21 protein-coding genes are annotated in these 25,984 nt (G+C 64.0%); 15 read left to right on the top strand and 6 right to left on the bottom strand.

Annotation, left to right across the window (positions count from 1 at the left end; translation table 11 throughout):
* The first annotated feature begins 1 nt into the window (after position 1).
* Genes VGH98_21140 through VGH98_21165 form a run of 6 tightly spaced genes read left to right on the top strand, consistent with a single transcriptional unit; the run spans position 2 to position 5,648 of the window.
* Positions 2–907, top strand: coding sequence for a cytochrome c oxidase assembly protein (locus VGH98_21140; GenBank protein HEY2378499.1), 906 nt, complete (start codon positions 2–4; stop codon positions 905–907).
* Positions 904–1,269, top strand: coding sequence for a c-type cytochrome (locus VGH98_21145; protein HEY2378500.1), 366 nt, complete (start codon positions 904–906; stop codon positions 1,267–1,269). Before VGH98_21140 ends, VGH98_21145 begins: the two co-directional genes overlap by 4 nt.
* A gap of 9 nt (positions 1,270–1,278) precedes the next feature.
* Positions 1,279–2,496, top strand: coding sequence for a divalent metal cation transporter (locus VGH98_21150; protein ID HEY2378501.1), 1,218 nt, complete (start codon positions 1,279–1,281; stop codon positions 2,494–2,496).
* Positions 2,496–2,858 (top strand): hypothetical protein, encoded by a 363-nt coding sequence (locus VGH98_21155; GenBank protein ID HEY2378502.1) that lies wholly within the window; start codon positions 2,496–2,498, stop codon positions 2,856–2,858. The genes VGH98_21150 and VGH98_21155 overlap by 1 nt, the downstream gene beginning before the upstream one ends.
* A complete protein-coding gene (locus VGH98_21160) occupies positions 2,849–3,187 on the top strand; it encodes a PRC-barrel domain-containing protein (protein HEY2378503.1) in 339 nt (112 codons plus the stop codon). Before VGH98_21155 ends, VGH98_21160 begins: the two co-directional genes overlap by 10 nt.
* 49 nt (positions 3,188–3,236) lie before the next feature.
* Entirely contained in the window at positions 3,237–5,648 is a 2,412-nt protein-coding gene (locus tag VGH98_21165) for an ATP-binding protein (GenBank protein HEY2378504.1), read from the top strand.
* 14 nt (positions 5,649–5,662) lie between these two features.
* Here the strand turns inward: VGH98_21165 and VGH98_21170 are convergent, their stop codons facing one another.
* On the bottom strand, positions 5,663–6,901 hold the full coding sequence (locus VGH98_21170; GenBank protein HEY2378505.1) for an amidohydrolase family protein: 1,239 nt from the start codon (positions 6,899–6,901) through the stop codon (positions 5,663–5,665).
* A gap of 209 nt (positions 6,902–7,110) precedes the next feature.
* On the opposite strand from VGH98_21170, the gene VGH98_21175 reads away from it, so the two are divergent.
* Positions 7,111–8,583: an aminopeptidase P N-terminal domain-containing protein gene (locus VGH98_21175; GenBank protein HEY2378506.1), complete on the top strand. Its 1,473-nt coding sequence runs from the start codon at positions 7,111–7,113 to the stop codon at positions 8,581–8,583.
* 43 nt (positions 8,584–8,626) lie between these two features.
* Here the strand turns inward: VGH98_21175 and VGH98_21180 are convergent, their stop codons facing one another.
* The 3 genes from VGH98_21180 to VGH98_21190 form a co-directional block, all read right to left on the bottom strand.
* Positions 8,627–9,805 (bottom strand): thiolase family protein, encoded by a 1,179-nt coding sequence (locus tag VGH98_21180; protein HEY2378507.1) that lies wholly within the window; start codon positions 9,803–9,805, stop codon positions 8,627–8,629.
* A 90-nt stretch (positions 9,806–9,895) separates the two neighbouring features.
* Positions 9,896–12,205, bottom strand: coding sequence for a 3-hydroxyacyl-CoA dehydrogenase/enoyl-CoA hydratase family protein (locus VGH98_21185; protein HEY2378508.1), 2,310 nt, complete (start codon positions 12,203–12,205; stop codon positions 9,896–9,898).
* A gap of 85 nt (positions 12,206–12,290) precedes the next feature.
* The gene (locus tag VGH98_21190; GenBank protein ID HEY2378509.1) at positions 12,291–14,753 is read right to left on the bottom strand and encodes a zinc-dependent metalloprotease; all 2,463 of its coding nucleotides are present in this window, start codon (positions 14,751–14,753) and stop codon (positions 12,291–12,293) included.
* Between the two features lie 194 nt (positions 14,754–14,947).
* Here VGH98_21190 and VGH98_21195 point away from each other — a divergent pair, with 194 nt between their 5' ends.
* Complete coding sequence (locus VGH98_21195) at positions 14,948–15,619, top strand: hypothetical protein (GenBank protein ID HEY2378510.1); 672 nt, start codon at positions 14,948–14,950, stop codon at positions 15,617–15,619.
* 24 nt (positions 15,620–15,643) lie between these two features.
* Here VGH98_21195 and VGH98_21200 read toward each other — a convergent pair whose 3' ends face one another.
* The gene (locus tag VGH98_21200) at positions 15,644–17,458 is read right to left on the bottom strand and encodes a PDZ domain-containing protein (GenBank protein ID HEY2378511.1); all 1,815 of its coding nucleotides are present in this window, start codon (positions 17,456–17,458) and stop codon (positions 15,644–15,646) included.
* 176 nt (positions 17,459–17,634) lie between these two features.
* Between VGH98_21200 and VGH98_21205 the strand changes: the two genes are divergently transcribed.
* The 4 genes from VGH98_21205 to VGH98_21220 all read left to right on the top strand — a co-directional run bounded on the left by VGH98_21205 (position 17,635) and on the right by VGH98_21220 (position 21,364).
* Positions 17,635–18,657, top strand: a complete 1,023-nt coding sequence (locus VGH98_21205; protein ID HEY2378512.1) for a DUF4349 domain-containing protein — start codon at positions 17,635–17,637, stop codon at positions 18,655–18,657.
* Positions 18,658–18,852: 195 nt separating this feature from the next.
* Positions 18,853–19,629 carry a TonB-dependent receptor gene (locus VGH98_21210; GenBank protein HEY2378513.1) on the top strand — a complete coding sequence of 259 codons (777 nt, stop codon included), beginning with the start codon at positions 18,853–18,855 and terminating at the stop codon, positions 19,627–19,629.
* Between the two features lie 55 nt (positions 19,630–19,684).
* Positions 19,685–20,155: a hypothetical protein gene (locus VGH98_21215; GenBank protein ID HEY2378514.1), complete on the top strand. Its 471-nt coding sequence runs from the start codon at positions 19,685–19,687 to the stop codon at positions 20,153–20,155.
* 138 nt (positions 20,156–20,293) lie between these two features.
* Positions 20,294–21,364, top strand: a complete 1,071-nt coding sequence (locus VGH98_21220; protein HEY2378515.1) for a M20/M25/M40 family metallo-hydrolase — start codon at positions 20,294–20,296, stop codon at positions 21,362–21,364.
* 22 nt (positions 21,365–21,386) lie between these two features.
* Here VGH98_21220 and VGH98_21225 read toward each other — a convergent pair whose 3' ends face one another.
* On the bottom strand, positions 21,387–22,931 hold the full coding sequence (locus VGH98_21225) for a HEAT repeat domain-containing protein (GenBank protein HEY2378516.1): 1,545 nt from the start codon (positions 22,929–22,931) through the stop codon (positions 21,387–21,389).
* 180 nt (positions 22,932–23,111) lie between these two features.
* Between VGH98_21225 and VGH98_21230 the strand changes: the two genes are divergently transcribed.
* The 3 genes from VGH98_21230 to VGH98_21240 all read left to right on the top strand — a co-directional run.
* Positions 23,112–24,464: a M28 family peptidase gene (locus VGH98_21230; GenBank protein ID HEY2378517.1), complete on the top strand. Its 1,353-nt coding sequence runs from the start codon at positions 23,112–23,114 to the stop codon at positions 24,462–24,464.
* Positions 24,465–24,519: 55 nt separating this feature from the next.
* Positions 24,520–25,437: a histone deacetylase gene (locus VGH98_21235; protein HEY2378518.1), complete on the top strand. Its 918-nt coding sequence runs from the start codon at positions 24,520–24,522 to the stop codon at positions 25,435–25,437.
* Positions 25,438–25,637: 200 nt separating this feature from the next.
* Positions 25,638–25,984, top strand: a 347-nt coding sequence (locus tag VGH98_21240) for a prepilin-type N-terminal cleavage/methylation domain-containing protein (GenBank protein ID HEY2378519.1), incomplete at its 3' end; no start/stop codon positions are given.

Genomic DNA, 25,984 nt, shown 5'->3' on the forward strand with positions numbered 1-25,984 from the left:
GATGCTTCACGCCGGCGCTTCCGACCTCTGGACGGCCTGGGACTGGGAGCCCGGAATCGTCACGCCGCTCGTCCTCTCGGCAGCACTCTACGCGCGCGGCCTGCGTCTCCTCTGGGACGAGCACGTCGGTCGCGGCATCCGCGTGTGGGAAGCGACGTCGTTTGCCGCGGGCTGGCTCGTTGCGGCGGTCGCCTTGCTGACACCCATACATGCGCTCGCCGAACAGCGCTTCTCGGTGCACATGGTCCAGCACGAGTTGTTGATGGTCGTGGCTGCGCCGCTGCTCGTGCTCGGAAGACCGATCGTCCCGATGCTGTGGGCGCTCCCCTCGAATGCGCGGCGCTTCGTCGGGCGAGCGTCTCGACGGGATGCCATGCGCGCGGTATCGGGGTTCTTCACGCGGCCGATCGTGGCGTTCCTCGTCCACGGCGCCGCGATCTGGATCTGGCACGCCCCGCCCCTCTACCAGGCAACGCTCACGAGCGACGCAATGCACGCGCTGCAGCATCTGAGCTTTTTCGGAACGGCGCTGCTCTTCTGGTGGACGATTTTGCATGGCGACGCACTCAGCGGCCGATCTCGCGCGATGAGCTTCGGCGTCGCCGTGCTCCTCTTGTTCGGCACGGCGCTTCACTCCGGCGCGTTGGGCGCGCTCCTCACCTTTTCGCGGACACTGTGGTATCCCGCGTACGCATCCGCCTGTCAGGGTGCGTGTTTGTTGACGCCGCTCGAGGATCAGCAACTCGCGGGACTCATCATGTGGATTCCGGCAGGATTCGCGTATCTCGTCGCCGCATTGATCCTCTTTGCGAGTTGGCTGCGCGCGTCTGAAGATCGCGTTCACGAGCGCGAGCTCGCGCGCGACGCGCAATGGACAGCGAGCGCCACCGAAGGTGATTGGTCGTGAGCATCCGCCTTGGATTGATGGCATTGGTACTCGTCGCCGCCTGCAGCGACGGCGAGCGCGATGCAATCGCGCTCACACACGGCGGCAGTCCGTCGCGCGGCAAGGCACTCATCTCGGCCTACGGCTGCGGTGCGTGCCACACGATTCCCCACGTCGCCGGTGCCGCGTCGGTCGTCGGACCGGACCTTCACGGCATGGCGAAGCGGGCGTACATCGCCGGGGTTCTGCCTAACACACCAGACAACATGATCCGCTGGCTGACGAACCCTCCGGCCGTCGACGACAAGACGGCGATGCCGAATCTTCACATCGGTGACGCCGAGGCGCGCGACATTGCCGCGTATCTGTATACACTCCACTAGCAGATTGACGTGAAACGCTGGTTAGGCGTCGCGCTCGGCATCGTCACGAGCATTGGTGGCTTCCTGGAGATTGGCTCGATCGCGACGGCTGCCCAGGGAGGCGCGGAATATCGCTATCAGCTCGCCTGGGCCATCGTCCTGGGAACGATCTGCATCGCGCTGCTCATCGAGATGTCGGGACGGTTCGCGGTCGCGAGCAAGCACACGATCGCCGACGCGATGCGTGAGCGCTTCGGGATCCACTTCTTCATGGTTCCCCTCGTCCTCGTCTTCTTCATCTCAGTGCTGGTTCTCGCCGCGGAGATCGGCGGCGTCGCCGTCGCGGTCGAGCTGGTGACCGGAATTCATTATCCGGTGTGGGCATTGCCAGTCGCACTCCTCGCCTGGGGGCTCCTCTGGTACGGAACGTTCAGCATCATCGAAAACGCCATTTCGCTGCTTGGGCTGATCACGATCGCCTTCGTTGTCGCGGCGGTGCACCTCGGACCCGACTGGCATGCACTCGCCGTCGGTCTCGCGCCAACACTCCCTGCCAAGCAGCCGGCGCACTATTGGTTCATCGCCGTGAGCATTCTCGGCGCTTCGATCTCCCCCTACCTCTTCTATTTCTACTCGTCAGGAGCGATCGAGGAGAAGTGGGACGAGACCTACTTCGGCCCTAACCGCGTGATCGCCGCGATCGGCATGGGGTTCGGTGGGTTTCTTTCCGTCGCGGTGCTCGTCGTTGCGGCCCTCGTGTACGCGCCTCGTGGCATGAAGGTCGAGGAGTACAAGCAGCTGCCGCTTTTGCTCTCGTCGCCATGGGGACGCGTCGGCTTTTTGCTCTTTGCTGGCTCTCTCTTCATTACCTGTATCGGCGCGACGGCGGAGATTGCGCTCGCCCTTGCATATAAGATCGCTCAAGGCTTCGGCTGGAATTGGGGGGAGGACCTCGAGCCGAGTGCCGATGCACGCTTCAGTGTCACGTACACCATCATTCTGCTCGCATCCACGCTGCTCGTCGTCGTTGGCGTCGACCCGCTGAAGCTCACGAACCTCTCGATGGCACTCACTGCTGCGTCGCTGCCGGTTGCGATTCTCCCCTTCCTCGTCCTGATGAACGATCGCAGGTACCTCGGCGACCACACAAATGGGTGGTTAGGCAATCTGGCCATTCTCGTCATCAGCGTTCTCGCCGGCATCGTCGCGATCGTATCGATTCCGCTCGAGATCATTGGAGGATCCTGATGCAGGTGTTGCTCATCCGCGACGTGCTCGACAATCAGCTCATCGACGCAACCGGACAGAACGCCGGCAAGGTGGATGGCATCGTTCTCGAGCTGCGCGCCGGCGAGCCGCCGCGCGTTCGGTTCGTCGAAGTCGGACCCGTCACACTCGCGCGACGATTGAATCGCCGCTTCGGTGACTGGTTCGCCCGCCTGGACGCGCGGCTTGGCAGCGGTCGCGGCGCTTCGGTTCGAATTCCGATATCCCGTATCACGCTCGATGAGCCTTCGCTCCGCATCGATCTCGTCGCGGCCAGCACGCCGATCATGGCGCTCGAGAAATGGCTCCGGCGCACCATCGTGAGCCGAATTCCATGGTCGTGAACGAGACGCCCCTGTCACCGAGGGAAATTCACGTCGAGGCGCTGATCGGTCGCGCTCTGCGCGATGCCGATGGCCAGAAGGTTGGACGCATCGAGGAGCTCGTCGTCGAGCAAGAAGATACCGATTGGGTCGTCGTCGAGATTCACGTGGGTGTCGGGGCACTCGTCGAGCGCGTCGTCGAGCTCTCGACGCTCGTCCCGCTGATGGGCGCGCTGGGAAAGAAGCTCGGCAAACGCTTCCGCGTTCCGTGGCACGAGCTCGATCTGACTGACCCGGATCACCCGCGTGCCATCGTTAGGCTGGGCGAACTGAAGCGTTTGGAGAGGTGAGACGTTCACGATGTGACGGCGCCAACACGTTTGGTACGGGCCCTGCCACATGTTCTCTGAACGCCTAACCCCCAGGCCAACGACTTTCGATCAGCGTGAAGACCTCGACCGACGACTGCTCGTTCAGTACGCCCTCAGTCGTGCCCTCGCCGAGTCGGAGACGGTCGAGGACGCGCTCCCGCGCGTGCTCGACGAACTCGGAACGCAGCTCGGCTGGCAATTCGGCGCCTTTTGGTTACTCGATGAGGCGCGACGATGGATGCGATGCGCCGCGGTTTGGCGATCTGGAGCGTATCCGGAATTCGAGGAAGCGACGCGCGCGAATAGCTTTCCGCGCGGCAGAGGAATCCCCGGGCTCGTTTGGCAAACGGGCGAACCCGTCTGGAAGAGCGACGTTGGTGAAATAGATCAGCTGCCTCGACAGCAGATCGCTCAGCGTGAGCGGCTTCGCGCCGTCTTCGCTTTCCCCGTCCACAGCGTTCTGCCGCGGGGCAGCGAACGTGATCGCGCCGTGGACTCGCCCTCCCGGCGGACGTCGACGGTCGGCGTCGTCGAGCTCTACAGCGAGCACGCCGAACCACCCGATGAGCAAATGCTCAATGCGGCGACCAGTATGGGCTTCCAGCTGGGCGTCTTTCTCGAGAGTCGTCGCGCTCACGAGGCCGAACGGAGCCAGCGCATCCGGAACGCGGCGGTGGTGGAGGTGGCGCTCGACTGCATTATCACCATCGATCACGACGGGCTCATTCTGGAGTGGAATCCGGCGGCGGAGCGAACCTTCGGCTACCCACGGAACGCCGTCATCGGACGTCAACTCGCCGAGACGATCATTCCACCGCACTTTCGCGAGGCGCACTATAGTGGCTTCGCACGCTATCGTCAGACGGGCGAGGCACACCTGCTCGGCACGCGCATCGAGGTCGAAGGAATGCGTGCGGACGGATCGATCATCCCGATCGAGCTCACGATCACGCGCATTCCACTTCCCGGTCCACCCGTCTTTACCGCGTACCTCCGCGAACTGACAGAGCGACGGCGGCTCGAGGCAACACAGCAGCTCCTCCTCCGCGTCAGCAACGTGCTGCTCTCGTCGCTCGAGAGCGAGCGGATGCTCTGCAATCTCAGCAAAGTCGTGGTGCCCGCGTTCGCGGATTGGTACACGGTCGACGTTGTCGAGCCGGACGGTTCGATCCGACGGCTCGAGACGGAGCACCGCGATCCATCGAAGCGCGAGGCGGCGCACGCGCTCGCTGCTCGTTATGCAAATCGGCCGGAGTCACAATTCGGAGCGCGCGCCGTCATTCGGAGCGGCCGGAGTCAGCTCGTCACCACCGTTACCGACGACATCCTTTCGAACATCGCGCAGGACGCACAGCATCTCCGTCTCGTTCGCGGCCTCGGCGTGCGATCGTTCATTGTCGTCCCGCTCCGCGGCCGCGACGCGATCCTCGGTGCGATGACCTTCGTCAGCGCCGAGTCGGATCGACGCTTCGACAAGCATGATCTCGAGGTGGCCGAAGAGCTCGCGATGCGCGCCGCACAAGCGATCGACAACGCACGCCTGTTCGCCGACGTGGAGGAGGGCCGGCGACTTCTCGAGGAGCAGGCGACGGAGCTCGAAGCGCAGGCCGCCGAGCTGGAGGTCGTCGCCGCGGAGCTCGAGCACTCGAACAATGGGCTGCGTGCGGCGAACGAAGATCTCGCCGAGCGAACCAAGGACGCGGAGCGCGCCAGATTCGACGCCGAGGACGCGCGGCGTGAAGCCGACGAGGCGAATCGCGCGAAGAGCGACTTCCTCGCCGCGATGAGCCACGAGCTACGCACGCCACTCAACGCCATCATCGGCTACGCGCAGCTGCTCGACGTCGGCATCCACGGCCCGGTCAACGCCGAGCAACATGCGGATCTCGGACGTATCGAGCGCAGCTCCCAGCACCTCCTCGGCTTGATTACCGATATTCTAAACTATGCGAAGGTCGAGAGCGGCCGCCTCGAGTACGACATCGTCGCGACCCGGCTCGATCAATCTCTCACCGCCGTCGAGGAGCTCGTCGCGCCGCTCGCCGCCGCGAAGCGCATCACCTATCGCCTGCGCACCGCGTGCCCCGGAGTGCGCGTCTGTGCCGACGCGGAGAAGCTGCGCCAGATTCTGGTGAACCTGTTGTCGAATGCCATTCGGTATACGACGGAGGGAGGATCTGTCGAGCTGTGCTGCTCGGCGCCTGATAAGGACGTGCTCATCGACGTGGTCGACACTGGCGTCGGCATCCCTGCGGACAAGCTCGAAGCGATCTTCGAGCCGTTCGTCCAGGTCGATCGCACCTACGCCGGCCAGCGGCAGGGAACGGGTCTCGGCCTCGCGATCAGCCGCGACCTGGCGAGGGGAATGCGTGGCGATCTGACGGTACGCAGTCAGCTCGGGAAGGGATCAGTCTTCACGGTTCGACTGCCCAAAGCCTGAGTCCACTCGTTGTGCTATCGTTGCGCCGTCCGCAGTTGCCGCTCTCCATCCCATCGATACACCCGTCCTCCCTTCATCACGAACACAACGCGTCGCAACGCCGTGATGTCCTTCGACGGGTCGCCGTCCACTGCGATCAGATCCGCCTGAAACCCCGGCGCGATCCGGCCGATCTGGTCGGCCAGCCCAATCGCCTCGGCGCCCAACGATGTCGCCGAAGTGATCGCCTCCATCGGCGGCTGGCCACCATCCTGCACACGGCAGATGAGATCTTCGACATTCCGACCGAGCGCGCCCGCAACCGCGTCTGTTCCCCACACGATCTTGAGTCCCGTCGTCGCGCGTGCCCGCTTGAACGCCGCAACCGCGAGCGGAATGGCCCGTTCCATCGCCGCGAAGCCTTCCTCGTTGTAATTGCCGATGCCTTGGTACTTCGCCCGGTTCTCGAGGTAATTCCGGAACACGAGCCCGCACTGCGGATCGAAGAACGTTCCGCGCTCCGCCATCAGACGCAACACGTCGTCCGTCGCGAACACGCCATGCTCGATCTGTGTACATCCTGCCATGGTCGCGGCCTTCATGCTCTCGGCGCTATGAGCGTGCACGAGCGTGCGCATCCCTTGCGCCTTCGCCTCGCCGCAGATCGCGTCGAGCTGTTCCTGCGACAAGGTCTGCTTGCCGCCGTCGCGAATGCTCTGCGACGCGAAAATCTTGATGAAGTCCGCTCCTTCGGCCTTGCGACGACGCACGATCTCGCGTAAGGAGTCCGGCGTTAGGCGCGGGCTCGTGATCGGTTGCAGCGACGTCAGTATGCGCGGCCCCGGCGTCCCGCCTGTCGCGATGAAATCGCGCAGATCCTTATCCTCGGGCGAACCGGGACTCTGAATCGTCGTCACGCCGGACGTCAACGTCGCAAATGCATTCGCGGTCATCGCCAGCATCGATTGCACGGGCGTGTCGCCGTCGCTCGGCGTGTGAAACCGGCCGCTGCGATTGAAATACCAGCTGACGTGCGCGTGACCGTCGATGAGTCCGGGCAGCACGGTGAAGTGGCTCAGATCGTACACCGCGTTGCCTGTCGCGACTCGATCGACGCGACTGATCTTTCCCTGTTGCACAATGATGGTCGCGTTCTCGAGCATGCCGCCGTGGCCGTCGATCAACCGACCAGCCCGAATCGTCACGGTCGCGGTCTGCGCCGCGAGCGCGGCGGGAAGTGAGAGCATTGTGACGGCTGCGATACGAGTGTGCATGGCGACACGGTGAGGATGTTGAGAGGTCCAAGTGCGAGCCAAGAAATCCGACGCTGGCGCAATAATACGACACCGCATCATAGTTCGAGAGGCCTGTAACGGGAGCAGGTGGAGTTCCTCGTCGACTCGCGGCGAATGGGCACGTCGAGAACGGCATGTCTGCGGTGACGCAGGGCGGCGTGGCAGCGGCAAGGGAGTAGCTTTGTTGAATGACTCGACGGCCTCATGCTCTCGCCATTCTCACCGTCCTCCTCCTCGCGCCGCTCGCTGCGACGCCCGCGCAATTCGCGACGACCGAGTACGCCCAGCGACGCGCGGCACTGCTAGCGCAGATCGCCGACGGCGTCGTCCTCGCGTTAGGCGCCCATGAGCCGGCGCAGGATTATCTTTCCTTCTACCAGACGCCGTCGTTCAATTATCTCACCGGCTTGGTCGAGCCCGACGCCGCGCTCGTGATCGTCAAGTCCGGCGGGAGCGTCACGAGCACGCTCTTCGTCGAGCCGCGCATTCCCGCGCGTGAAGTCTGGGTCGGCACGCGCCTCGGCGTCGACGGTGCGCAGCGCCGCACTGCCTTACCGACGCGAGAAATCGGCGATCTCGCCCAGGTTCTCGATTCGCTCAGCTCCTCGGGATTGCCCTGGTACGTCGTCGGCGACTTCTCGACCGAGGATCCAGGAAGCGGCCTCACGCCCGACCAGCAATTCGTCTCGGCGTTCCGCAGCCGGCATCCTGCGATCGTCGTGAAAAACGCGACGCCGCATGTCCTGCAGCTCCGCGCCACGAAGTCGCCGGCCGAGCTCGCGCTCATCCGTCAAGCCGCCGAGATCACCGCGCGCGCCGAGCGCGACGCGATGCAGGCGCTCGCGCCGGGAATGAACGAATTCGAAATCCAGGCGCTCGTCGAGTACACCTTTCGACGCAACGGCGCCGAGCGGCCCTCCTTCGCGTCGATCATCGGCTCGGGACCTAACGCGACGGCGCTGCACTACAATCTCGACGACCGCTTCATCGAGGGCGGGGACATCGTCGTGATGGACATCGGCGCTTCGTACAAAGGGTACGCCGCCGACGTCACGCGGTCGATCCCGGCAAACGGAACGTACTCGCCCGAGCAACGCGCGATCTACCAGATCGTGCGCGACGCGCAGGGGTCCGCGGAACGACAGGCCAAACTCGGCGCGCCTGCGCATTTCATGTCCGACTCCGCGACGGCGGTCCTCGCCGCCGGCCTAACGAGGCTCGGTCTCATCGAGGCACCGGGGGCGAGCTACGATTGCGACGCCGGCGGCCAGACGGCGCAATGTCCGCAGTACGACCTGTACTACATGCACGGACTCGGACACGGCATCGGCCTCGAGGTTCACGACCCGGATCAGGCGGAGATTGCCCCCGGCGACGCGTTCACGATCGAGCCCGGCATCTACGTCCGCAGCGACGTGCTCGACGTCCTTCCCCAGACACCGCGCAATCGCGCCTTGATCGCGAAACTCCGGCCAGCCGTCAACCGCTACCGCAACATCGGCATTCGCATCGAGGACGACTACATCGCGACACCGAATGCTGTCGAATGGATCTCGCGCGCGCCGCGCGAAATGGCGGAGATCGAAGCGATCATGAAGACTCCGCGCTCCACGCGCGCATCGAGAGATTCGGCGCTCATCGAGCGATACAGGCGGCCTTGACGGCAGGGCGCTTGGAGAACGGCGCGTCGCGGCCCTCGCGCCCTCACGCCGGATAGACCTCGAACAACCCCGCCCCTCCCATTCCCCCACCGATGCACATCGTCACGAGCCCGACGCCTCCGCCTCGCGCCCCGAGCTCATGCACCAGTTGCGTCGTCAATTTCGCACCCGTTGCACCTAACGGGTGACCGAGTGCGATCGCACCGCCGTTCACGTTTACCTTGTCCTCGGACATCTTCAGCTCGCGCACCACGGCGACCACCTGCGACGCAAACGCCTCGTTGAACTCGATCAAGTCGATGTCCTTCATCGACATCTTGGCGCGCTTGAACGCCTTCGGCACGGCCTTGATCGGCGCGATACCCATCACCTCCGGTTCGACACCCGCTGTGGCGAAGGTGATGAAACGCGCGAGCGGTTTGATGCCTAACGCGGTCGCGCGCTCGCGGCTCATCAGGACAAGTGCCGCGGCGCCATCCGAATAGGGACTCGAGTTGCCCGCCGTCACCGTACCCTTCACCTTGAACGCGGGTTTCAGCTTCGCGAGCCCCTCCAATGTCGTCTCGGGACGCAGCAGCTCGTCGCGCGTGACCTCGGAGCTGCACGCTTCCTTGCTCGCTCCTTCCCACGTCGTTTTCGTCACTGGAATCGGCGCGATCTGTTTGGCAAACGCGCCACTCCGCCACGCGTTCGTCGCCTTTTGCTGGCTGCCTAACGCCCAGCGATCCTGATCCTCGCGCGACACGTGCCAGCGCTCGGCGACGCGCTCGGCGGTGAAACCCATGCCGATGTACGACTCCGTCAGCTCCGGCGCGAGCCTGGTGTAATAGCCGGACATCGGCACCTGGCTCATCATCTCGACGCCGCCCGCGATCACGATGTCGCCCATGTCCGTCATGATCTGCTGTGCCGCGAGCGCGACCGTCTGCAATCCGGAAGAGCAGAACCGGTTGATCGTCGCCGATGGCACCGCGACCGGAAAGCCCGCGCGCAACGATGCGAGCCGCGCCACGTTGAGTCCCTGCGACGCTTCCGGCATCGCGCAGCCCCAGAAAATGTCATCGATCGTGGTGGGATCGACACCTGCTTTCTGCACCGCCGCGCGCATGACCCACGCCGAGAGCTCGGTGGGATGCACGCTCGCGAGCGCGCCATCTTTCTTCCCTTTCGCCACCGGCGACCGCACGGCGGACACGATTACGGCTTCTCGGAGTTCAGTCACACTCAATCCTCTTTGTCATGGTAATTGATGATTGGTGGTTGGTTTTGCGAAGGCACCAGTCACCAACCACCAACCACCAGCCACGATTCCTCAATTCCGCAGTGGCTTTCCCGTCTTCAGCATATGCTGAATCCGCTCCTGCGTTTCCTTCGCCCCTAACAACCGCAGGAACGCATCTCGCTCGAGATCCAGAATATCCTGCTCCGTCACTAGCCGGCGCTCGCCATCGCCCCCCGTGAGGACGTACGCAATCTCGTGCGCAAGCCGCACTTCGTAATCCGTGATCTGCCCGGCCTCGCGCATCGCAAACGCTGCGTAGTTCAAATTCCCCAACCCCTCGCGGCCCAGCGCCGTGATCGTCATCGGTGCCGGCGGCACATAATCAGGCGCGAGATCGAGCACGCGTGCCTTCGCATCCGCAATGAGCTGATCCCGGTTCATCGAGATCCGATCTGTCGTGCGCAGCAAGCCGAGCTTCCTCGCCTCGAGCGCGCTCGTGCTCGTCGTCGCCATCGCGATCAGCTTGAATGCTCGCTTCACCGCCTCGAACGGGTCCGCCTCCTCATATGGCGCGAGGTCATTCGTGAACCGGAAGAGCAGCTCCTTGGTCCCGCCGCCGGCGGGCAACAATCCGACTCCGACCTCGACGAGACCCATATATAGCTCGGCGTGCGCCTGCACGAGATCCGCGTGAAGCGAGAACTCACAGCCGCCGCCTAACGTCAAGCCGAACGGGGCGACGACAACGGGAAAGGGTGCGGCACGCAAGCTCATCGAGCAGGATTGAAACAGCTCCACGGCCGCCTCGAGCTCCTTCCACCGCCCATCGCGCACCATTCGCATTACCCAGCCCAGATCGGCGCCGGCCGTGAAGGTGCGCGGATCGTCGTTGCCGATGACCAAGCCTGCTAACCCGTCGCGCCGAACGCGCGCCAACGACTCCCCCAGCATGCGCAGCACGCCCTCACCGAGCGTGTTCATCTTGCTCGTGAACTCGAGCACCGCGACGCCGTCTCCGACGTCGACGAGACTCGCGTCCGTCGACGCCTCGAGCAATCGCCGCCACCGCTTCTGCGACGCGAGATGGATCGTACCCGGGACTTCGGGTACGCGCGCGTAGCCGCCGTCATTCGTCAGGTACCGTAGCTCATCGCCCGCGCTTCGATAGAAGCAGCCCTCCACTTTGCCGAGCATCGCTGGCATGTCGAGCCCGAGCCGCTCGAAGCCGCTCTCGAGGAAATCGAGACCAAGCAGATCCATCTGCTTGAATGGCCCCGCTTCCCACGCATAACCCCACTCCATCGCTCGGTCGACGCTGACGAGGTCGTACGCGATTACCGGCGTCGTCGTGGCCACGTAATGCGAGAATCGCAGCAGGTACTCGCGCGCGAAGTCGCCGTATCGTCCCTCCAGCTCGCGCACCGCCGCGAAGCGCTCGGCGAGTGGCAAGCCCGTCATGCGATCGAGCTCCGGGCTGTCGGGCTTGCGCTGCGGCCCGTAGTTGAGCGTTTTCCAATCGAGCGTCTGGATGTCCTTGCCAACGCGTCGATAGAATCCCGCACCGCTCTTCTCTCCGGCGCGCCCCGAGCTCACCAGCTCCTTCACCCAGCCGGGCATCGCGAACGCTTCGCCAGTCGCCTGGCTCAACCCTTCCGTGACATGAAGGAGAACGTCGATTCCCGTGAGATCTCCCGTGCGGAAAGTTGCAGACTTCGCGCGACCGAGTATTGGACCAGTGAGCACGTCGGCTTCGTCGATCGTGAAGCCATAGCGTTGCATCAAATCCAGCGCGAGCACCATTCCGTACACGCCGAGGCGATTCGCGACGAATCCGGGAACGTCTTTCGCGAGCACGATTCCTTTGCCGAGCACGCGCTCGCTGACACGTTGCGCGGCGTCGATTGCCTCACGACGCGTTTCGGCCGTCGGTATGATCTCGAGGAGGTGCAGATAGCGCGGCGGATTGAAGAAATGCATGCCGAGGAAGTTCGACCGAAATCTTTCCGACCGTCCTTCCGTCAACACACGCATCGGAATCCCGGACGTGTTCGTCGCGACGATGACGTCGCCGCGCAGCATCGGTTCGAGCCGCGCATAGAGCTCGCGTTTTGGTCCCGGCTGCTCGATGATCGCTTCGATTACCAGGTCGCACTCGGCGAGCAGTTGGAGATCATCTGCGGTATTGCCGATGCGAATCAGCGACGCGCGATCCGGATCCATGAACGCCGCCGGCCGCGCTTTCTTCGCGCGCTCGAGCCCTTGCCTAACGATCGCATTCTTGTCCGCATCGGGTCCGGCCACGTCGAGCAACACGACCCGCAACCCCGCCGACGCCGCTAACGCCGCGATCCCGCTCCCCATCGTACCTGCCCCAACCACACCCAACCTGGTGATGCGCATCCAAGTCTTCTCCGTAAGAGCTGACTACCCGGTGAAAACTAAGCGCCCTCCGACGCTCGATTGTGGCCGCGTTGGTGCGCGTGAGTTAGAACGGATCGCCCGGCGGCGCTACCAGTGCCCGCGTGAGAGCCGGCAACTGCCGCTTGTCTATCCACTGCCCGACATCCGTCGCAATCGCCAACCAATGCGCCCTCTCCTCTTCGCTGCGCCCCACACCCTTCGACCACGCCACCGCGCTCGGCCGCAGCTCGGTGAGCTTGAGATCGGCCATCGCCCGCACTTCGGGCGCAGCCTCGGAGTCCGCCGCGAGCAATAGGAGCCGGTCGACCACAGCCCGCTGCGTCACGCGCTGGAGCGCCGTGAGCTTCGGCGTTGCCGCCGTCGGAGCGCGCCACGTCGCGTTCACCAATGCATCGATCACGTTGCCTAACGTGAAGCCCGATCCGTGCGCGGCGAACTGCACCAAGCGTGCGTCCCGGTCGCGCTGCAGGATGCCGTCGACGACCATCTGTGCCAGCGTACGCGCCGCGCCAAGCTCGTCGAATGCCGGACGCGTTCGGCTGCCGAACAGCTCCACGGGCGGGGTCACATTCGTCGCACCCGGTGCCATCAGCGTGAGCGCCGTGTCCGGGATCGCGAGCTCCTTCGGCGCGAGTGCAGATAAGAGCAGCGTCAGCGCCGCCCGCTGCTGCGCCGCGGCGATCGGATGCGTCACCTGCTGACCGTCACCGCGAACCGCATTCGCGTACTCCATTCCACCGATTGTCTTCGTCAGGCCATTCAGCGCGAAGCGGTGCATGAAGTACACGGGCGCCAGGCGCTCCTGCAACAAGGTGATCGGGTCACCGACGCGAATGTTCCGTTCGCCGAACCGATCGAGCGCGACGCGACGCACGGCCATCTGATTTTCGAGAAAGCTCATCGCACTTTCGCGGTCATCCCACAGACTTACGCGCGGATCAGACCCATACTCGGGTCGAGCATCTGCATCCGAGAGAAACAGGTAGCCACGCTTGAGTCCATCCGCGACGATCGCGCGAAGCGAGTCCGCTTCGGTCGCGGCGGGGAAGATTCCATAGCCCCAGTGAATCGCCCAGACGTCATACGCGCCCGGTCCCACACCGTACGCCTGCGAGAGGTCGATGCGACCGTCGGGCGTCAGCGACACCCGCGGCGGTGGGTAATCCATCACCGACGCGCGCTCGAAGCTCGAGGCGATGTAGTTGTGCGCCAGGCCCAACGTGTGGCCAACCTCATGCGCGCTCACCTGTCTCACGCGCGCCAGGACGAATGCCGTGTCGGCCGCGGCGGCGGCGGCTCCCATCAGGCCAGCGTAGAGGTTGTAATCCGTGCGCGAGCGATGCGAATCGAGCCGAGCCATGCCCTTTAGCATCTCTCCGGTCCGCGGATCCGTAACCGCACCCCCCACCGACCAGCCGCGCTCGTTCCGATTCTCCCACTGCACGACGTTGTATCGGATGTCCATGGGATCGACGCCCTCGGGCAGCAGCTGGACCTTGAATGCTCCGTGCAGGCCCGCCCGTTCGAAGGCTTCCGTCCACCAACCCACCCCTTGCAAGGTCGCCGTTCTCAAAGGCTCCGGGATCCCGCGATCGACGTAATAAATGATGGGGTTCTTGATCGGCGAATTCGGATCACTCGGATTCATGCGCTCGAGCCGATGGCGCGCGATCCATCGCACCTGCAAGGGGCGTTGAATCGGTTGGCCATAGTCGTTGAACGAGATTCCGAAATATCCGACACGTGGATCCCAGGCCCGCGGTTCGTAGCCGTCGTTAGGTAGCGCGACCAGCGCGAGGTGTTGACGTAGCGTGACCGCGTGGCCGTCCGGCGCCACGCGCTCGACGATCGAACCCGGTGATCCGGTAGTCGCGAACGTGAGCGCAACTTCGATCTCGGTGTTCTGTGGAAATGCCTTCGTGTACGGCGGGTAGATCGAGGACCGCTCGCGCGCCACCGTGTACATCCCCTGGCGACTCGACGCCAGCGTTTCGGCGACGTGATTCCAGTCGCGCATAACGAGGTCCGCCGCGTCGACGAGGAGTCGGCCGCCCTCCATCGCCACGATCGGCAGCGACGCGACCGTACTCGCCGCGAACGCCTCGCGCACCGTGCGCTGATGATCGGGATTGCTGAGTGCCGAGCTGCGATAGTTCCAGTTCTCCAGCACGACGAGCACCCGCTCCCCGTCCCGATCGAACCGGACGACGTCGCTTGCCGCATCCGATCCGCGATCGATGCCGATTGGATTCGACCCCAGACCCGTCGCCTGCGTCACCACGAATAGCGCCCGAGTCGAGTCATGCGGCAGCTCGAGCAGGAGCTTGCCCTGCCGCGGATCGAAGTAGAGCGGAATGAAGCCGTCGAATTTCTCGAAGCCGCTCGTTCGGCTCGCGATAGATGTAGAGATCGACGAGGAGACCCCTTGCGCACCGGGCGTTGCCTGCGCCGTCGCTATCGAAGCGCCGGCGATAAGGGGAACGACGCCCAGAAGTGTCACAAGAGTCCAGGCACTATGCACGCGCATTCGAAAATCGGGCTGAGGTGAGAAACCAAGGGTGTGCGAGTATCTCCGGCGGCCGGCGGCGACGCAAGCGCTTTCCGGCCACACGATCCAACTTCGGGACGCGAGATGGTAAGATTCTCGCAGTGCCTTTCGATGACGTCGCTTCGTTACGCTCGACACTATTGTGAGCTCAGTCCACTTCCGTCCTGACACGCATGTTCCAGCTTCGTCGCATTCTGCTCGCATTGGTCGTGACCACCGCGGCGTGCTCCAGCGGGCCCGAGATCCGTAAACTCGGCGACTACGGAACCGTTGCGCCTCTGTTCACCACGCCGCAGAACGAGAAGACGCCGACGCAGATCACGGTGAATCTCGCGCGCCCTTCGTACGTCACAGCGCTTTATGTGGTGCCCGGTCGGGGAGCCGTCATCGTATTTCCGACGGATACCGCGATGAATACGCACGTCGACGCGGGACAGCACACGATCCCAGTGCAGTTCCGGGAGCGCGCGTTCAATCGCGACAGCATGTTCGCCGCGATCCGACGGCAGCAACAGGGACGCAATCCCAATCCGTCCCAGCCACCACCGGTCTTCCGCGATACGGCTCGCCGCGACTCCGTGCGTTACGGAAGCGACAGCGGGACCACCTCGCGCGGCTTGGGCCCTCTTCGCGAGCCCGGCCCAGGAGCAAGTCCGATCGGCTACCTCCTTCTCGTCGCATCGCCAACCGAGATCCCGCTCGCCGGGCTCCGACACCGGGTGAACGGCGTCACGATTCCGATCGACGATGACGAAGCGCTCAGCACGGTTATGAAGCTCGTAAAGTCGACGCTGCCCGATGGGACGAATCTCGCCGGGTACGCGAAGGAGCTCGATCGGACCTGAGCCAGACCGGCGCAACTGCGCAGGTCACTTCCCCCTCACGATTCCGTTTCGGATTCGCACGGCCTTCGCTCCAGCCTTCGTATCCGCCTCGAGTACGATATCTCCAGGCGCAAAGCGCAGCTTTCCCGTCAGCGAGAGCGTTTGTCCCGCGCGTCGCACTTTCACGACAATCGGCGAACCCTCCGCCGCGTTGCCGAACTTGCCCCGGAAATGCTCGCCGAATTGCTCGTCTGTCACAGGAATGTCGCCGACGGTGAGGAGGTAATCCCCTTCTCGCACCCCCGCCGCCGCGGCTGAGCTCCCCTCCTCGACGCGCGTCACCAGCACACCACCGGAGTCGGCGACCGTGTACACGCCAAGACGCGGCGCGTTCGGCCGACTCGTGTGCAGTCCCGCGAGCGCGAGCACGCGATCCCATGGATACGATTCGCGGCCCTCTACGTATCGTGCCGCAAAATCGCCGAAGGATTTTCCGCCCGCTGCCTTGCTTACCGCTGCCCACCAGTCCGTCGCGGTAAAGCCGCGGCCGGCCTTGTAGACATTCGTATAGAGATCTCTCATCACGTTGTCGAGAGACTGGCGGTTGTCACTCGCGTCGCGAATCATGATGTCGAGGAGCAATCCCGCCAGAGAGCCTTTCGCGTAATACGTGTACTGCGTGCCGTCGACCGGATGAATCCACGTGTCGATCGACGCGTCGTCCAGCGAGACGGGTCGGGTGTCGCTCACTTCACGCATCTTCGCCGCCGTCGCGGCATAGAAGCCGTTCTCGTCGACGACTCCGCCGCGCACCTCAGCGAGATCGGCGTAGTAGTCCGTGATCCCTTCGCTCACCCACAGCCACGGCGTCGGCTGCGAGCGATCGTATTCGTACGGCCACATTTCCGCCGGTCGCAGACGCTTCACGTTCCACGCATGGAAGATCTCGTGAGCGTACAGCGACGGCTGAAAGGTGCTCCCGATCGCGACCGGAGTCACGACGTCGACGTGTGAGCTCTGATGTTCCAGACCGCTCGCGCCTTGATACGATGAGTCGGCGATCTGCATGACCGTGTAATTCTCCCACGGCACTTCGCCGAACACCGCAACCTCGGGTGGAATCACGCGCTTGAGCTGATCCCAAGCCGTTAGGCGCGCGGCACCGCTCACGCTCCCCTGAGGGTAGGTCACATAGCGCACCCACTTCCCGGAGATCTGCGCACTGTCGATGTCGAAGCGGCCAACGAAGAAGGGCATGTCGACCAGATCGTGATAGTTCGTCGCGCGGAAGCTGTTCGCTCCCTCGGCTTGCATTCCCGTCGCGACGCGCCAATCCGCTTCAGTACGCACCGTTACGCGCGCCGGGAATCCGAGCGAGCGTCCCTCGGGGTACAGGAACAGGTTGGTACCGGTGAAGAGCAGGAAGTCGCGCTGTGTCCACGCCATGGCGTTGTCGAGCGAGTCCGCGAGATACGTGAAGCTCACCGTGACGCTCTTCGCGCCAGCCGGCTCGACGCGCCAGCTGTCATAATCCTGTTTGCTCCACGTCAGGTCGTGACCGTCTGCCTTCGCGACGAAGTCAGAGACCCAACGTGCAAAGTTGCTAATCTCGTACGCGCCCGGCGTCCATTCGGGAAGCGACAGAATCACCGGAGCGTTTCCCCCGACCGCGAAGGTCATCGAGACCTTCACCGTCCGCGACGCCGCGGCGACGTGGTCGAAGGTGATCTCGTAGCGAATGTCCTGGATATCGGCGGAAGTGCCTTTCGCGTCTCGCGGCGCTTGCCCCGCGGCCGGCGCTCCGACGAGGAATGCGGCGATCGCCGCGACACTCCGCCTGCCAAGGCTGGACGGCGTCATGAAGCTCCAATGAGTGGGCCAGTGCTGCGAAAAACTACACTCGACCGTGGATGAGGTGTGCAAGTTCCGACGCGCCGCGACGTCTCCCGCTCGGGGTCGAGAACGGGATGGTCACAGCGGCGATCCGACTGATCTGCTCGACCCCGCTGTCGGGTCGCTCTTACATCGAGGATTCGATGTCCGCCACAACGCGCCTAGCCCTGCTCTTCATCGTCATCGCGGCCGCGATGACCGGCTGCGACGCCGATGCCGGTAGGCGTCAGTACGCTCACAGTCCACAGGCGGCGAAAGCAGCGTTTTCCGCCGGCGTCGTGCGGATTGCCGACTCAGTTTCTCCTGCTGCCCTCGACGGCTTTGAGAGCCGCGCACGTCACGATACCACTGGCGCTGCTGGCGCCGCCGATCGCGCACGCGTCGTTGTAAGTGAGGCGGAGGCCAGTCCGGCTCCAGAGAATACGCGAACCATCGCTCCACCGGCCGTTCCCCAGGATGTCGTCCCCGGAAGCATGCTCGTTCGTGTCGGCCAGGCGTCGGTGCAAGTCGAGTCGCTCGACGTAGGAATTTCCCGCGTTCGCGACGTGGCAAGGCGCACCGGCGCCGTCATCGCCAACACCACGATGGAGGATGGCAAGGAACAAACGCGGGCCGCCTCGCTCGAGCTCCGCATTCCGTCACAGCATTTCGACGAAGCAGTGAGTGGACTCTCACCCATCGGCAAGCTGGAATCCGTGAATGTCAACGTCGAGGACGTCGGCGAGGAATTTGTCGACGTACAGGCGCGCATGACCAACGCGCGGCGACTCGAGCAACGTCTCACCGACCTCCTCGCCAATCGCACCGGCAAGCTCACCGACGTGCTGCGCGTCGAGAGCGAGCTCGCGCGCGTCCGTGAAGAAATCGAGCGCTTCGAGGGACGAATGCGGTATCTCAGCTCGCGCGCATCGGTCAGCACGCTCACCATCGCCCTCCACGAGGCGTACCCGATCGTCGCCGAGCATGCCGGAATGCACCCGATGCGCGATGCATTCGCCCAGGCGGGAAGGAATTTCGTCAGCCTTACAGCAGGCCTGATCGCCTCTCTAGGCATACTCGTCCCCGTTGGCCTACTCATCGGCGCGGCTCTCTACATCGCGCGGCGATTTCTCGCGAACCACGGTCTCCGCCTGCCAGAGAAGAGCGTCGGCGGCGAGCGCGCCTAACAGGGGCTTCGCGGTTCGACACATTTCCGAACTCGAGGATTGAACTTCGGGTACATTAGACCTTGGGGACCGCCAGTCGAGCGATTGGCGGTCCCTGCCGGTGACGAGCACGCCGCGAGATCTGCGCGCACGCGCTTTGCCCCGTCGGGGAACCGGCGTCGCCGTGCTCGTAAGGCAACGCTTTCGGAGGGTTCCATGTTACGCTCGCGCCCACGGACGGCGGCGTTGTCTGCTTGCGTCCGGCGTTGTGTACCCGTGCTGCTGCTACCGGCGTTCGCATCGGTGTCCGCGCAGTCCGTGGGTGCGATTTCCGGCACCGTGCGCGACTCGACCGGTACGCCCATTCCCGGCGTCGAGGTCGTGTTGCTGCAGCTCAAAGGCGCGGTGCACTCCGATAGTCTCGGCGTCTTCCGCTTCCCCAGCATTGCTGCCGGAAAGCATGAGCTCCACTTCCGCCGGCTCGGCTTCGCACCGAAGTCCCTCGACACGGCGATCACAGAGGGAAAAACGCTCGCGCTCAACGTCGTGCTCGAGGCCTCGGCGACGGAAATCGAAGGCGTAACGGTCGAAGAGCTCGCGCGCCGCCGTCAAATACTCGCCGACTTCTACGACCGCAGCTCGCGGGGCTTCGGTCATTTCGTAACTCGAGAGGACATCGAGAAACGAAACCCGATGAACCTGAGTGACATGATGCGAATGATCCCCGGCGCTCGTCTCGTTCCGCTGCGCGGTGGCGGCCAAGCCACGCTGCGCTTCAACCGGGCGTCGATGGGCGGACGCGATTGTCCGCCCCAGTACTGGGTCGATGGGGTGAAGGCGTACGGCCTCAACATCGACGACATCGTCCCGCAAGACGTCGAAGGCATCGAGATCTACGAAGGCGCCGCAACGGTACCACCGCAGTTCAACACGAAGGAAGGAACCACCATCTGCGGCGTCGTCGTCATCTGGACGCGGATTCCGGGTACATAGGCAGGCTCACAACCTGCGGCATATATTGAGGCTGGCGGTTCAAGGTTAGGGTTTCATGGTTCCACCGATCGTCGGCCTCGGCCCTTCGGACGAGGTTTCGACCCGATACGACTGGCTCACTCCCGAGCGCCTCGCGCACGTGCGCGCCGTGCTCCTCGGATTGACCCTCTTTTTCGGCCTCGTCGTCTGGATCTTCCACACGCTTGGCCCCGCTACTGTCCGGGCGCCCAACTTCATCTTCAAGCTTCGCGGCGTTGGCGTGCTCACCTGGTTGTATGCGCTCGTCCAGATGGCGGATATGCGGTTTTACAACAGCCGCTTCGCGCAGCGCCGGCGCGCCCAGCTCCGGATCCCAGAGAGCCTCAACGGGTGGCTTCTCGGGCAGATGGTAGCCTGGTTCGGCATTCTCTACTACGGCCTCACCGAAGACCTTCGCTGGTTCATCGCCGGATTAGTTATCCTTGCGGTCAGCTTCTGGGCGTTCCCGGTTCGCGAGGACAGGAGTCCCTCGACCAGCGCCCGCTGAAGGTGGCGTTCGTTCGGGTCGTTGTTGCGAAGCCCAACCAATCACTTGAGTTTCCGAGGGCCAGGGCGTTTCGTCATGTTCCTGTGCCCATACGCCGCCGAAGTCGGCCGCACCGAGCTTCACTTTCGTTGAACGAGAATGCTGAACCCGTCCTCGATCGCGTTCCTGAAACGCTTGTTGGATACGCCGGGCCCATCGGGCTATGAGGCTGCCGCAGGCCGAGTGTGGCGAGAAGAGGCCGCAGGATTCACGAAACACGTGAGCACGGACGTCGCCGGCAACTGCATGGCCGAGGTGAATCCAAGCGGTACACCGACGATCATGCTCGATGGGCACCTCGACGAGATCGGTCTGATCGTGCAGTACATCGACGACGATGGGTTTATCTACGTCTCTCCCATTGGCGGTTGGGATCCGCAGGTCCTCGTTGGTCAGCGCATTCGCTTTCTTGGCCACGGCGGTGACGTCGTCGGTGTCGTTGGCAAGAAGCCGATTCACCTCATGAAGAACAGCGACCGCGAGCACGCCTCGAAGATGACTGATCTTTGGGTCGACATCGGCGCATCGAACCGCGCCGAAGTGGAGCAGCGCCTGCAAATCGGTGATGCAGGTGTGATCGATTCCAGAAGCGTCGATTTTCCCAATGGACGTCTCGTCTCGCGCTCGATCGACAACCGCATCGGCGCGTTCGTCATACTGGAGGCGCTGCGTCGGTACTCCGAGAATCCCGGATCGGCGCGGGTCGTGGCCGCTGCGACCGTACAGGAAGAAATTGCCTGGCACGGTGGCGGTGCGCTCGTTTGCGCGCATTGCATCAATCCGCAGATGGCCATCGTCGTCGACGTGACGTTCGCGACCGACCATCCGAATCTCGAGAAGAAAGAGCTCGGCGAACACAAGATGGGTTCCGGCCCGGTGGTTAGCCGCGGCGCCCTGATCTCGCCTGTGGTGTTCGATCTCATTCGCGATACGGCACAGACGAAGAAGATTCCCTTCTCAGTGCATGCGGTGGGGCGGGACACGTCGACCAATGCCGACGCGATCCACATCGCTCGAGAGGGCGTGGCGACGGCGCTCGTCTCGATTCCCAACCGCTACATGCATTCGCCTAACGAGATGATCAGCCTCGAGGACGTCGATAAAACGGCGACGCTGCTCGCTGAAGCCTGTCGTGCGGTCCCGGCAACGATCGATCTCACCGCGCGTTAGGCCCGACCATCGCTCCGTGGTCTCAAGTTGAGCGGGTCGCGCGCTGGTACGCCCTCGCCGCCGCATCGCGCACATCCCGCTCCTTATCCTCGCGCAGCACGGAGATCGCCGCGATCGCGGCTTGCGTCTTCGCCTCCGACAGCGCCTGAATGGCCGCAATGCGAAACGAGTTCGGCTTCCGCTCGAGCAATCGGCGCTTCGGCTCCGCCGCGCGAATGAGCTGCTCGACCGCCGCCGGGGTCGCGATTTTGCCCAACGCGGAGAGCAGCGCGAGTTGAACCTCGGTATCCGGCTCGTCCTCGAGCACCGTGCGTAGCTGCGCGGTGCTCTTCTCGTCCTTCCGGGACGCGAGCGCCATCACCGCGTGCGCGCGCGTCCGCGGCGACTCGGCCTGAAGCATCTCGCACACCGCTCGGAATCCCGCCGTTGTTCCGAGATTGATCAGCGCGTTCGCCGCCGATTTCCGCACTCGCTCATCGGCGTGCTGGAGGAGCGGCAGGAGCGCCGGCTCCGAGGACTGCACCTTCATCTCGCCGAGGAGATCCGACGCGTTGCGCACGACGAACCACCGCGTGTCGCCGAGCATATGGACGAGCGTCGAGACGCCGGTCTGCAGGCGGGGCAGAACCTCGAGGTACGCGTGCCGGTCAGTCGCCAGCGCTTCTTCGGTCAGGAGCTCGATCACCGCGTCCGCTCCCTCGGCGCCAGCGCGCGAGAGCACGCGCTCCAGATCGACCGCGATGTCACGCTTACGCGGCAGGAGCATCGCGATCCCGCGGAGCAACGCCGGCCGAAGCAATCGGCGCAACGTCATCGTGCATGCCTGCCGGCGAGTTTCGCTATTCCCGTTCGACTCCCGCTGCACGATACCGATGCAGATCGCGGCGAGCACGTGCGTGCGCCCGTCTCGCGACGAATGCTCCGCCAGCGTCGCCAGCTCGTCGAGCCGCTCCCCTTCCTCGTTAGGCGACTTGGCAACGTCGAGCGCCGCAAAGAGCGACTCGGTGTCTTCCTTCGCCACCTGCACAGCTCGGAATTGATGCCACATCTCGCGGTTCTCTACGAGCTGCATCCCCTGCACCGGCGTTCCTCCGGTCATCGGCAGTCGCATTCCCTTGCTGGGGAGCGGCGTCGGCTCGGAGAGCTTGTTGTCCAGCTTTGGCGAGAGCGTGTCGTCCTCGTACGCGAACTTGAGCGCCCCAAGCTTCAGCGGCGTAAAATGTTCTTTTGCGTTGCGGCCCTTGTCGCCGCTCGATCCGGGCGTCGAAAGGATTCTCGCCGTACCGAGGAGCTCCGCCGGGGGAGTATTCGCGGCCAGCTCGATGATCATTACCCCGTGCTGCATCATCTGAGCACCCAGCTCTGGAGCCGCCGCCAGCGCGTCTGGCAGAGCCTTGCCGTTCGCGAACACTCGGCTCCCGCGTCGCGCAATCGTGACTGGACCCTGGCCAACAACGGCCATCGCCGCACGCAACGCGTCCTTCTGCTCCTCGATGTTTCTCGGATCGTGGAGCAGAAGCCAGACGAGTCGTGCGTACTGGCAGGCGAAAACGATGGCTGGATTCACTGGGTCGGCATCGGATCAAAGCGGCGCAGCATCGATGTCACGGACGCATGCCGCGCCCCTGCACGCCCCGGACTCTCAGCAGACGCCTGCAGCGGCGACCCGTCACGACCTTTTGGCCCAGTACCCGCTTGACGCTTCGTCGCGTAACTTCGCTTCCACTTGCCTCGAACATGGAGTTGAATGGGGATGTTCTTCCCGCGCGGCTTACCGGCCTCGCCGCGACGGTTTTTTATCGGCGCGCCCTTGGTGGCGTTGAGCGCCGTCTTGCACGCCTGCGCCAGCGCCGCTCCGGTGCCTGGCGCGGCGGGAACCAGACCCGCCGAAAACCACGCGGACGCGCGCGGTCTCCACGCCGATATCGCCTTCCTTGCGGGCGACGCACTCGAAGGCCGCGGCACTGGCACGCCGGGCAATGATTCCGCGGCCGCGTTCATCGCACGGCGATTCCAGACGCTCGGTCTGACACCGTTGGGCGGCGACTTCGAGCAACACTTTGTCGCCCATCCGCTCGTTGCTCACAACGTCGCGCCGCTCTCGTTGCCGACGCAGAACGTTGTGGCCCTGTTGCCCGGTCGCGATTCGGCGCTTCGCGGGCAATTCGTGATCGTCGGAGCGCACTTCGATCATCTCGGGCGCTCGACTCAGGGTGCGCTCGACCCGGATCGCAAGAATGCCGTTCGTCGCGGCGCGGACGATAACGCTTCAGGCACTGCCGCTGTCCTGGAGCTTGCGCGTCTCTTCGCGAGGTCGCCCACTCGACGCACGATTGTCTTCGTCACCTTTAGCGGCGAAGAGATGGGCCTGCTCGGCTCCGAGTACTTCGTCGCGAACAGCCCTGTCCCGCTCGACAGCACCGACGCCATGATCAACTTCGACATGGTCGGACGACTGCGAGACGACAAGCTGATCGTCTACGGCGTCGCGACGGCGACGGAGCTCACGGCTTTGCTCGACAGCGCCAACGTCGCGACTGCTACCGAGCGGCAGTGGCGTGCACCGCTACGCCTAACGGCACTCGGCGATGGCTACGGTCCATCCGATCACAGCTCGTTCTATGCGCGCAATATCCCGGTGCTGCACTTCTTCACCGATCTTCACGAGGACTATCACCGCGCGACTGATGTGGTGAGCAAGATCAACGCGAAGGGCGAGGCGCGCGTCGTCGACGTCGCCGAGAGCGTCATTCGCGCCATCGCCGATCGCCCAGGGCGACTCACGTTCGTGCGAGGCGCGGCGCCGCCGCCAGTCGGAGGGGACCGTGAGGGCTCCGACGTTTATCTCGGCTCGATTCCCGATATGACTGGCGGCAACCAGGGGCTGCGCTTAACGGGCATCCGCGCCGGCAGTCCCGCCGAGCAAGCAGGCCTGGAGTCGGGCGACATCGTCGTCGAATTCGCGGGCCGTCCGGTGAAAGACCTCTACGACTTCAGCGATGTGCTCTACTCGCACAAGCCAGGCGACAGCGTATCTGTAACCGTCCTGCGGAATGGCGACCGGAAGCAGTTCACCGTGCGGCTCGGCAAACGAGGATGAACGCGTGTAAGCGTGGCGCGTGGTCGCCCCAGGCCCTATTCCCTGGCCCCTAGTCTTGCTCCGCCTCTGGACGAGCGCCCGGTATACGTTCCCGCTCCCGGCCGGACATCGGTTTCCGATCGGGAAGTACCAGCTTCTGCGTGAGCAAGTTTTAATCAACGGTATCGTCGCGCCGGAGGCGCTACGCGAGCCGGAACGGGCCACACGCGAAGCGCTGCAGCTCGTCCACACGGCAGACTACGTCGATCGCTTTCTCGAGGGACGCCTCTCGCCCGAGGAGTTGCGCCGCCTCGGTTTCCCCTGGTCTTCCGCACTGGTCGAGCGATCGCTGCGCGCCGTGGGAGGGACTTGCGAAGCAGCCGCCGCCGCATTGGAGGACGGCGTGGCCATGAACCTGGCTGGCGGAACACACCACGCATTTGCCGATCACGGCGAGGGATTTTGCGTGTTCAACGACGTCGCCATCGCCATTCGCGCGCTCCAGCGCACTCACCGCGTCCGTCGCGCCGCGATCGTCGATCTCGACGTACATCAGGGGAATGGAACCAATGCCATCTTCGCCGGCGATGAGAGTGTTTTCACCTTCAGCATGCACGGCGGCCGGAACTATCCCTTTCACAAAATCCCGGGCTCGCTCGACGTGGAGCTGCCCGACGGCACGCGGGACGATGACTACCTCGATCAACTGACCTCTCGTCTGCCGACGGTGCTCGCCCGCGCGAGCGCGGATCTCGTCGTCTATCTCGCCGGTGCCGATCCGCACGAGGGCGACGCCCTGGGCAGGTTGGGTCTTTCCTTCAATGGATTGGCGCGGCGCGACGCGCTCGTGATCGATCTCTGCCGTGAAGTGGGTATACCAGTCGCGATCACCATCGCGGGCGGCTACGGCCGGAATCTGGACGACACTGTTCGCATCCACCTAGAAACGGCACGCATCGCTAGCATGGCCTCCGCATCGGCGCACGTCCGATAGCGCAATTCGCGATGCATCGTGCAAGTCGCGGTCGTCTCAAGCCGGGCAAGAGTGCCCTCTGACTCACTATGTCCTTGGCGCCCATAAGCTTTTCTATGGGCTCCGCTAGGGTCTGACCGTTGCCTAATCCTCGCCGTGGTCGCCCCGGCTCCCCCGCCGCGCGCCTGTTTCTCTTCTCGATATTCCCCACGGAGAGCCTCATGTCCACAATGCTTCGTGCTCGGAAGGGCTTCACCCTCATCGAGCTCCTGATCGTGGTCGTGATCATCGGCATCTTGGCCGCGATCGCGATTCCGAAGTTCGCGAACACCAAGAACAAGGCGTACGTAACGGCGATGAAGTCGGACCTGCGCAACCTCGTCACCGCTGAGGAAGCGTTCTTCTCCGATTCGACGTACTACACCGACGCGACGACGCTCGTTGCGCGTAACGGGTTCAAGAACTCGTCTGGTGTCGGCGTCCCAGGCGTGACCCCCGGGCCGGGCTACTGGTCGGCGACGGTTACGCACAGTCAGCTTTCTGGTTCGACCTGCGGTATCGGCGTGAA

It is taken from the genome of Gemmatimonadaceae bacterium (assembly GCA_036496605.1).
In the GTDB taxonomy this organism is placed as follows: Bacteria; Gemmatimonadota; Gemmatimonadetes; order Gemmatimonadales; family Gemmatimonadaceae; genus AG2.

Coding starts and splice junctions, on each gene's coding strand:
- VGH98_21140 (HEY2378499.1), top strand. CDS start 2: ATGCTTCACGCCGGCGCTTCCGACCTCTGGACGGCCTGGGACTGGGAG.
- VGH98_21155 (HEY2378502.1), top strand. CDS start 2,496: ATGCAGGTGTTGCTCATCCGCGACGTGCTCGACAATCAGCTCATCGAC.
- VGH98_21160 (HEY2378503.1), top strand. CDS start 2,849: ATGGTCGTGAACGAGACGCCCCTGTCACCGAGGGAAATTCACGTCGAG.
- VGH98_21165 (HEY2378504.1), top strand. CDS start 3,237: ATGTTCTCTGAACGCCTAACCCCCAGGCCAACGACTTTCGATCAGCGT.
- VGH98_21170 (HEY2378505.1), bottom strand. CDS start 6,901: ATGCACACTCGTATCGCAGCCGTCACAATGCTCTCACTTCCCGCCGCG.
- VGH98_21175 (HEY2378506.1), top strand. CDS start 7,111: ATGACTCGACGGCCTCATGCTCTCGCCATTCTCACCGTCCTCCTCCTC.
- VGH98_21185 (HEY2378508.1), bottom strand. CDS start 12,205: ATGCGCATCACCAGGTTGGGTGTGGTTGGGGCAGGTACGATGGGGAGC.
- VGH98_21190 (HEY2378509.1), bottom strand. CDS start 14,753: ATGCGCGTGCATAGTGCCTGGACTCTTGTGACACTTCTGGGCGTCGTT.
- VGH98_21195 (HEY2378510.1), top strand. CDS start 14,948: ATGTTCCAGCTTCGTCGCATTCTGCTCGCATTGGTCGTGACCACCGCG.
- VGH98_21200 (HEY2378511.1), bottom strand. CDS start 17,458: ATGACGCCGTCCAGCCTTGGCAGGCGGAGTGTCGCGGCGATCGCCGCA.
- VGH98_21205 (HEY2378512.1), top strand. CDS start 17,635: ATGTCCGCCACAACGCGCCTAGCCCTGCTCTTCATCGTCATCGCGGCC.
- VGH98_21210 (HEY2378513.1), top strand. CDS start 18,853: ATGTTACGCTCGCGCCCACGGACGGCGGCGTTGTCTGCTTGCGTCCGG.
- VGH98_21215 (HEY2378514.1), top strand. CDS start 19,685: ATGGTTCCACCGATCGTCGGCCTCGGCCCTTCGGACGAGGTTTCGACC.
- VGH98_21220 (HEY2378515.1), top strand. CDS start 20,294: ATGCTGAACCCGTCCTCGATCGCGTTCCTGAAACGCTTGTTGGATACG.
- VGH98_21230 (HEY2378517.1), top strand. CDS start 23,112: ATGGGGATGTTCTTCCCGCGCGGCTTACCGGCCTCGCCGCGACGGTTT.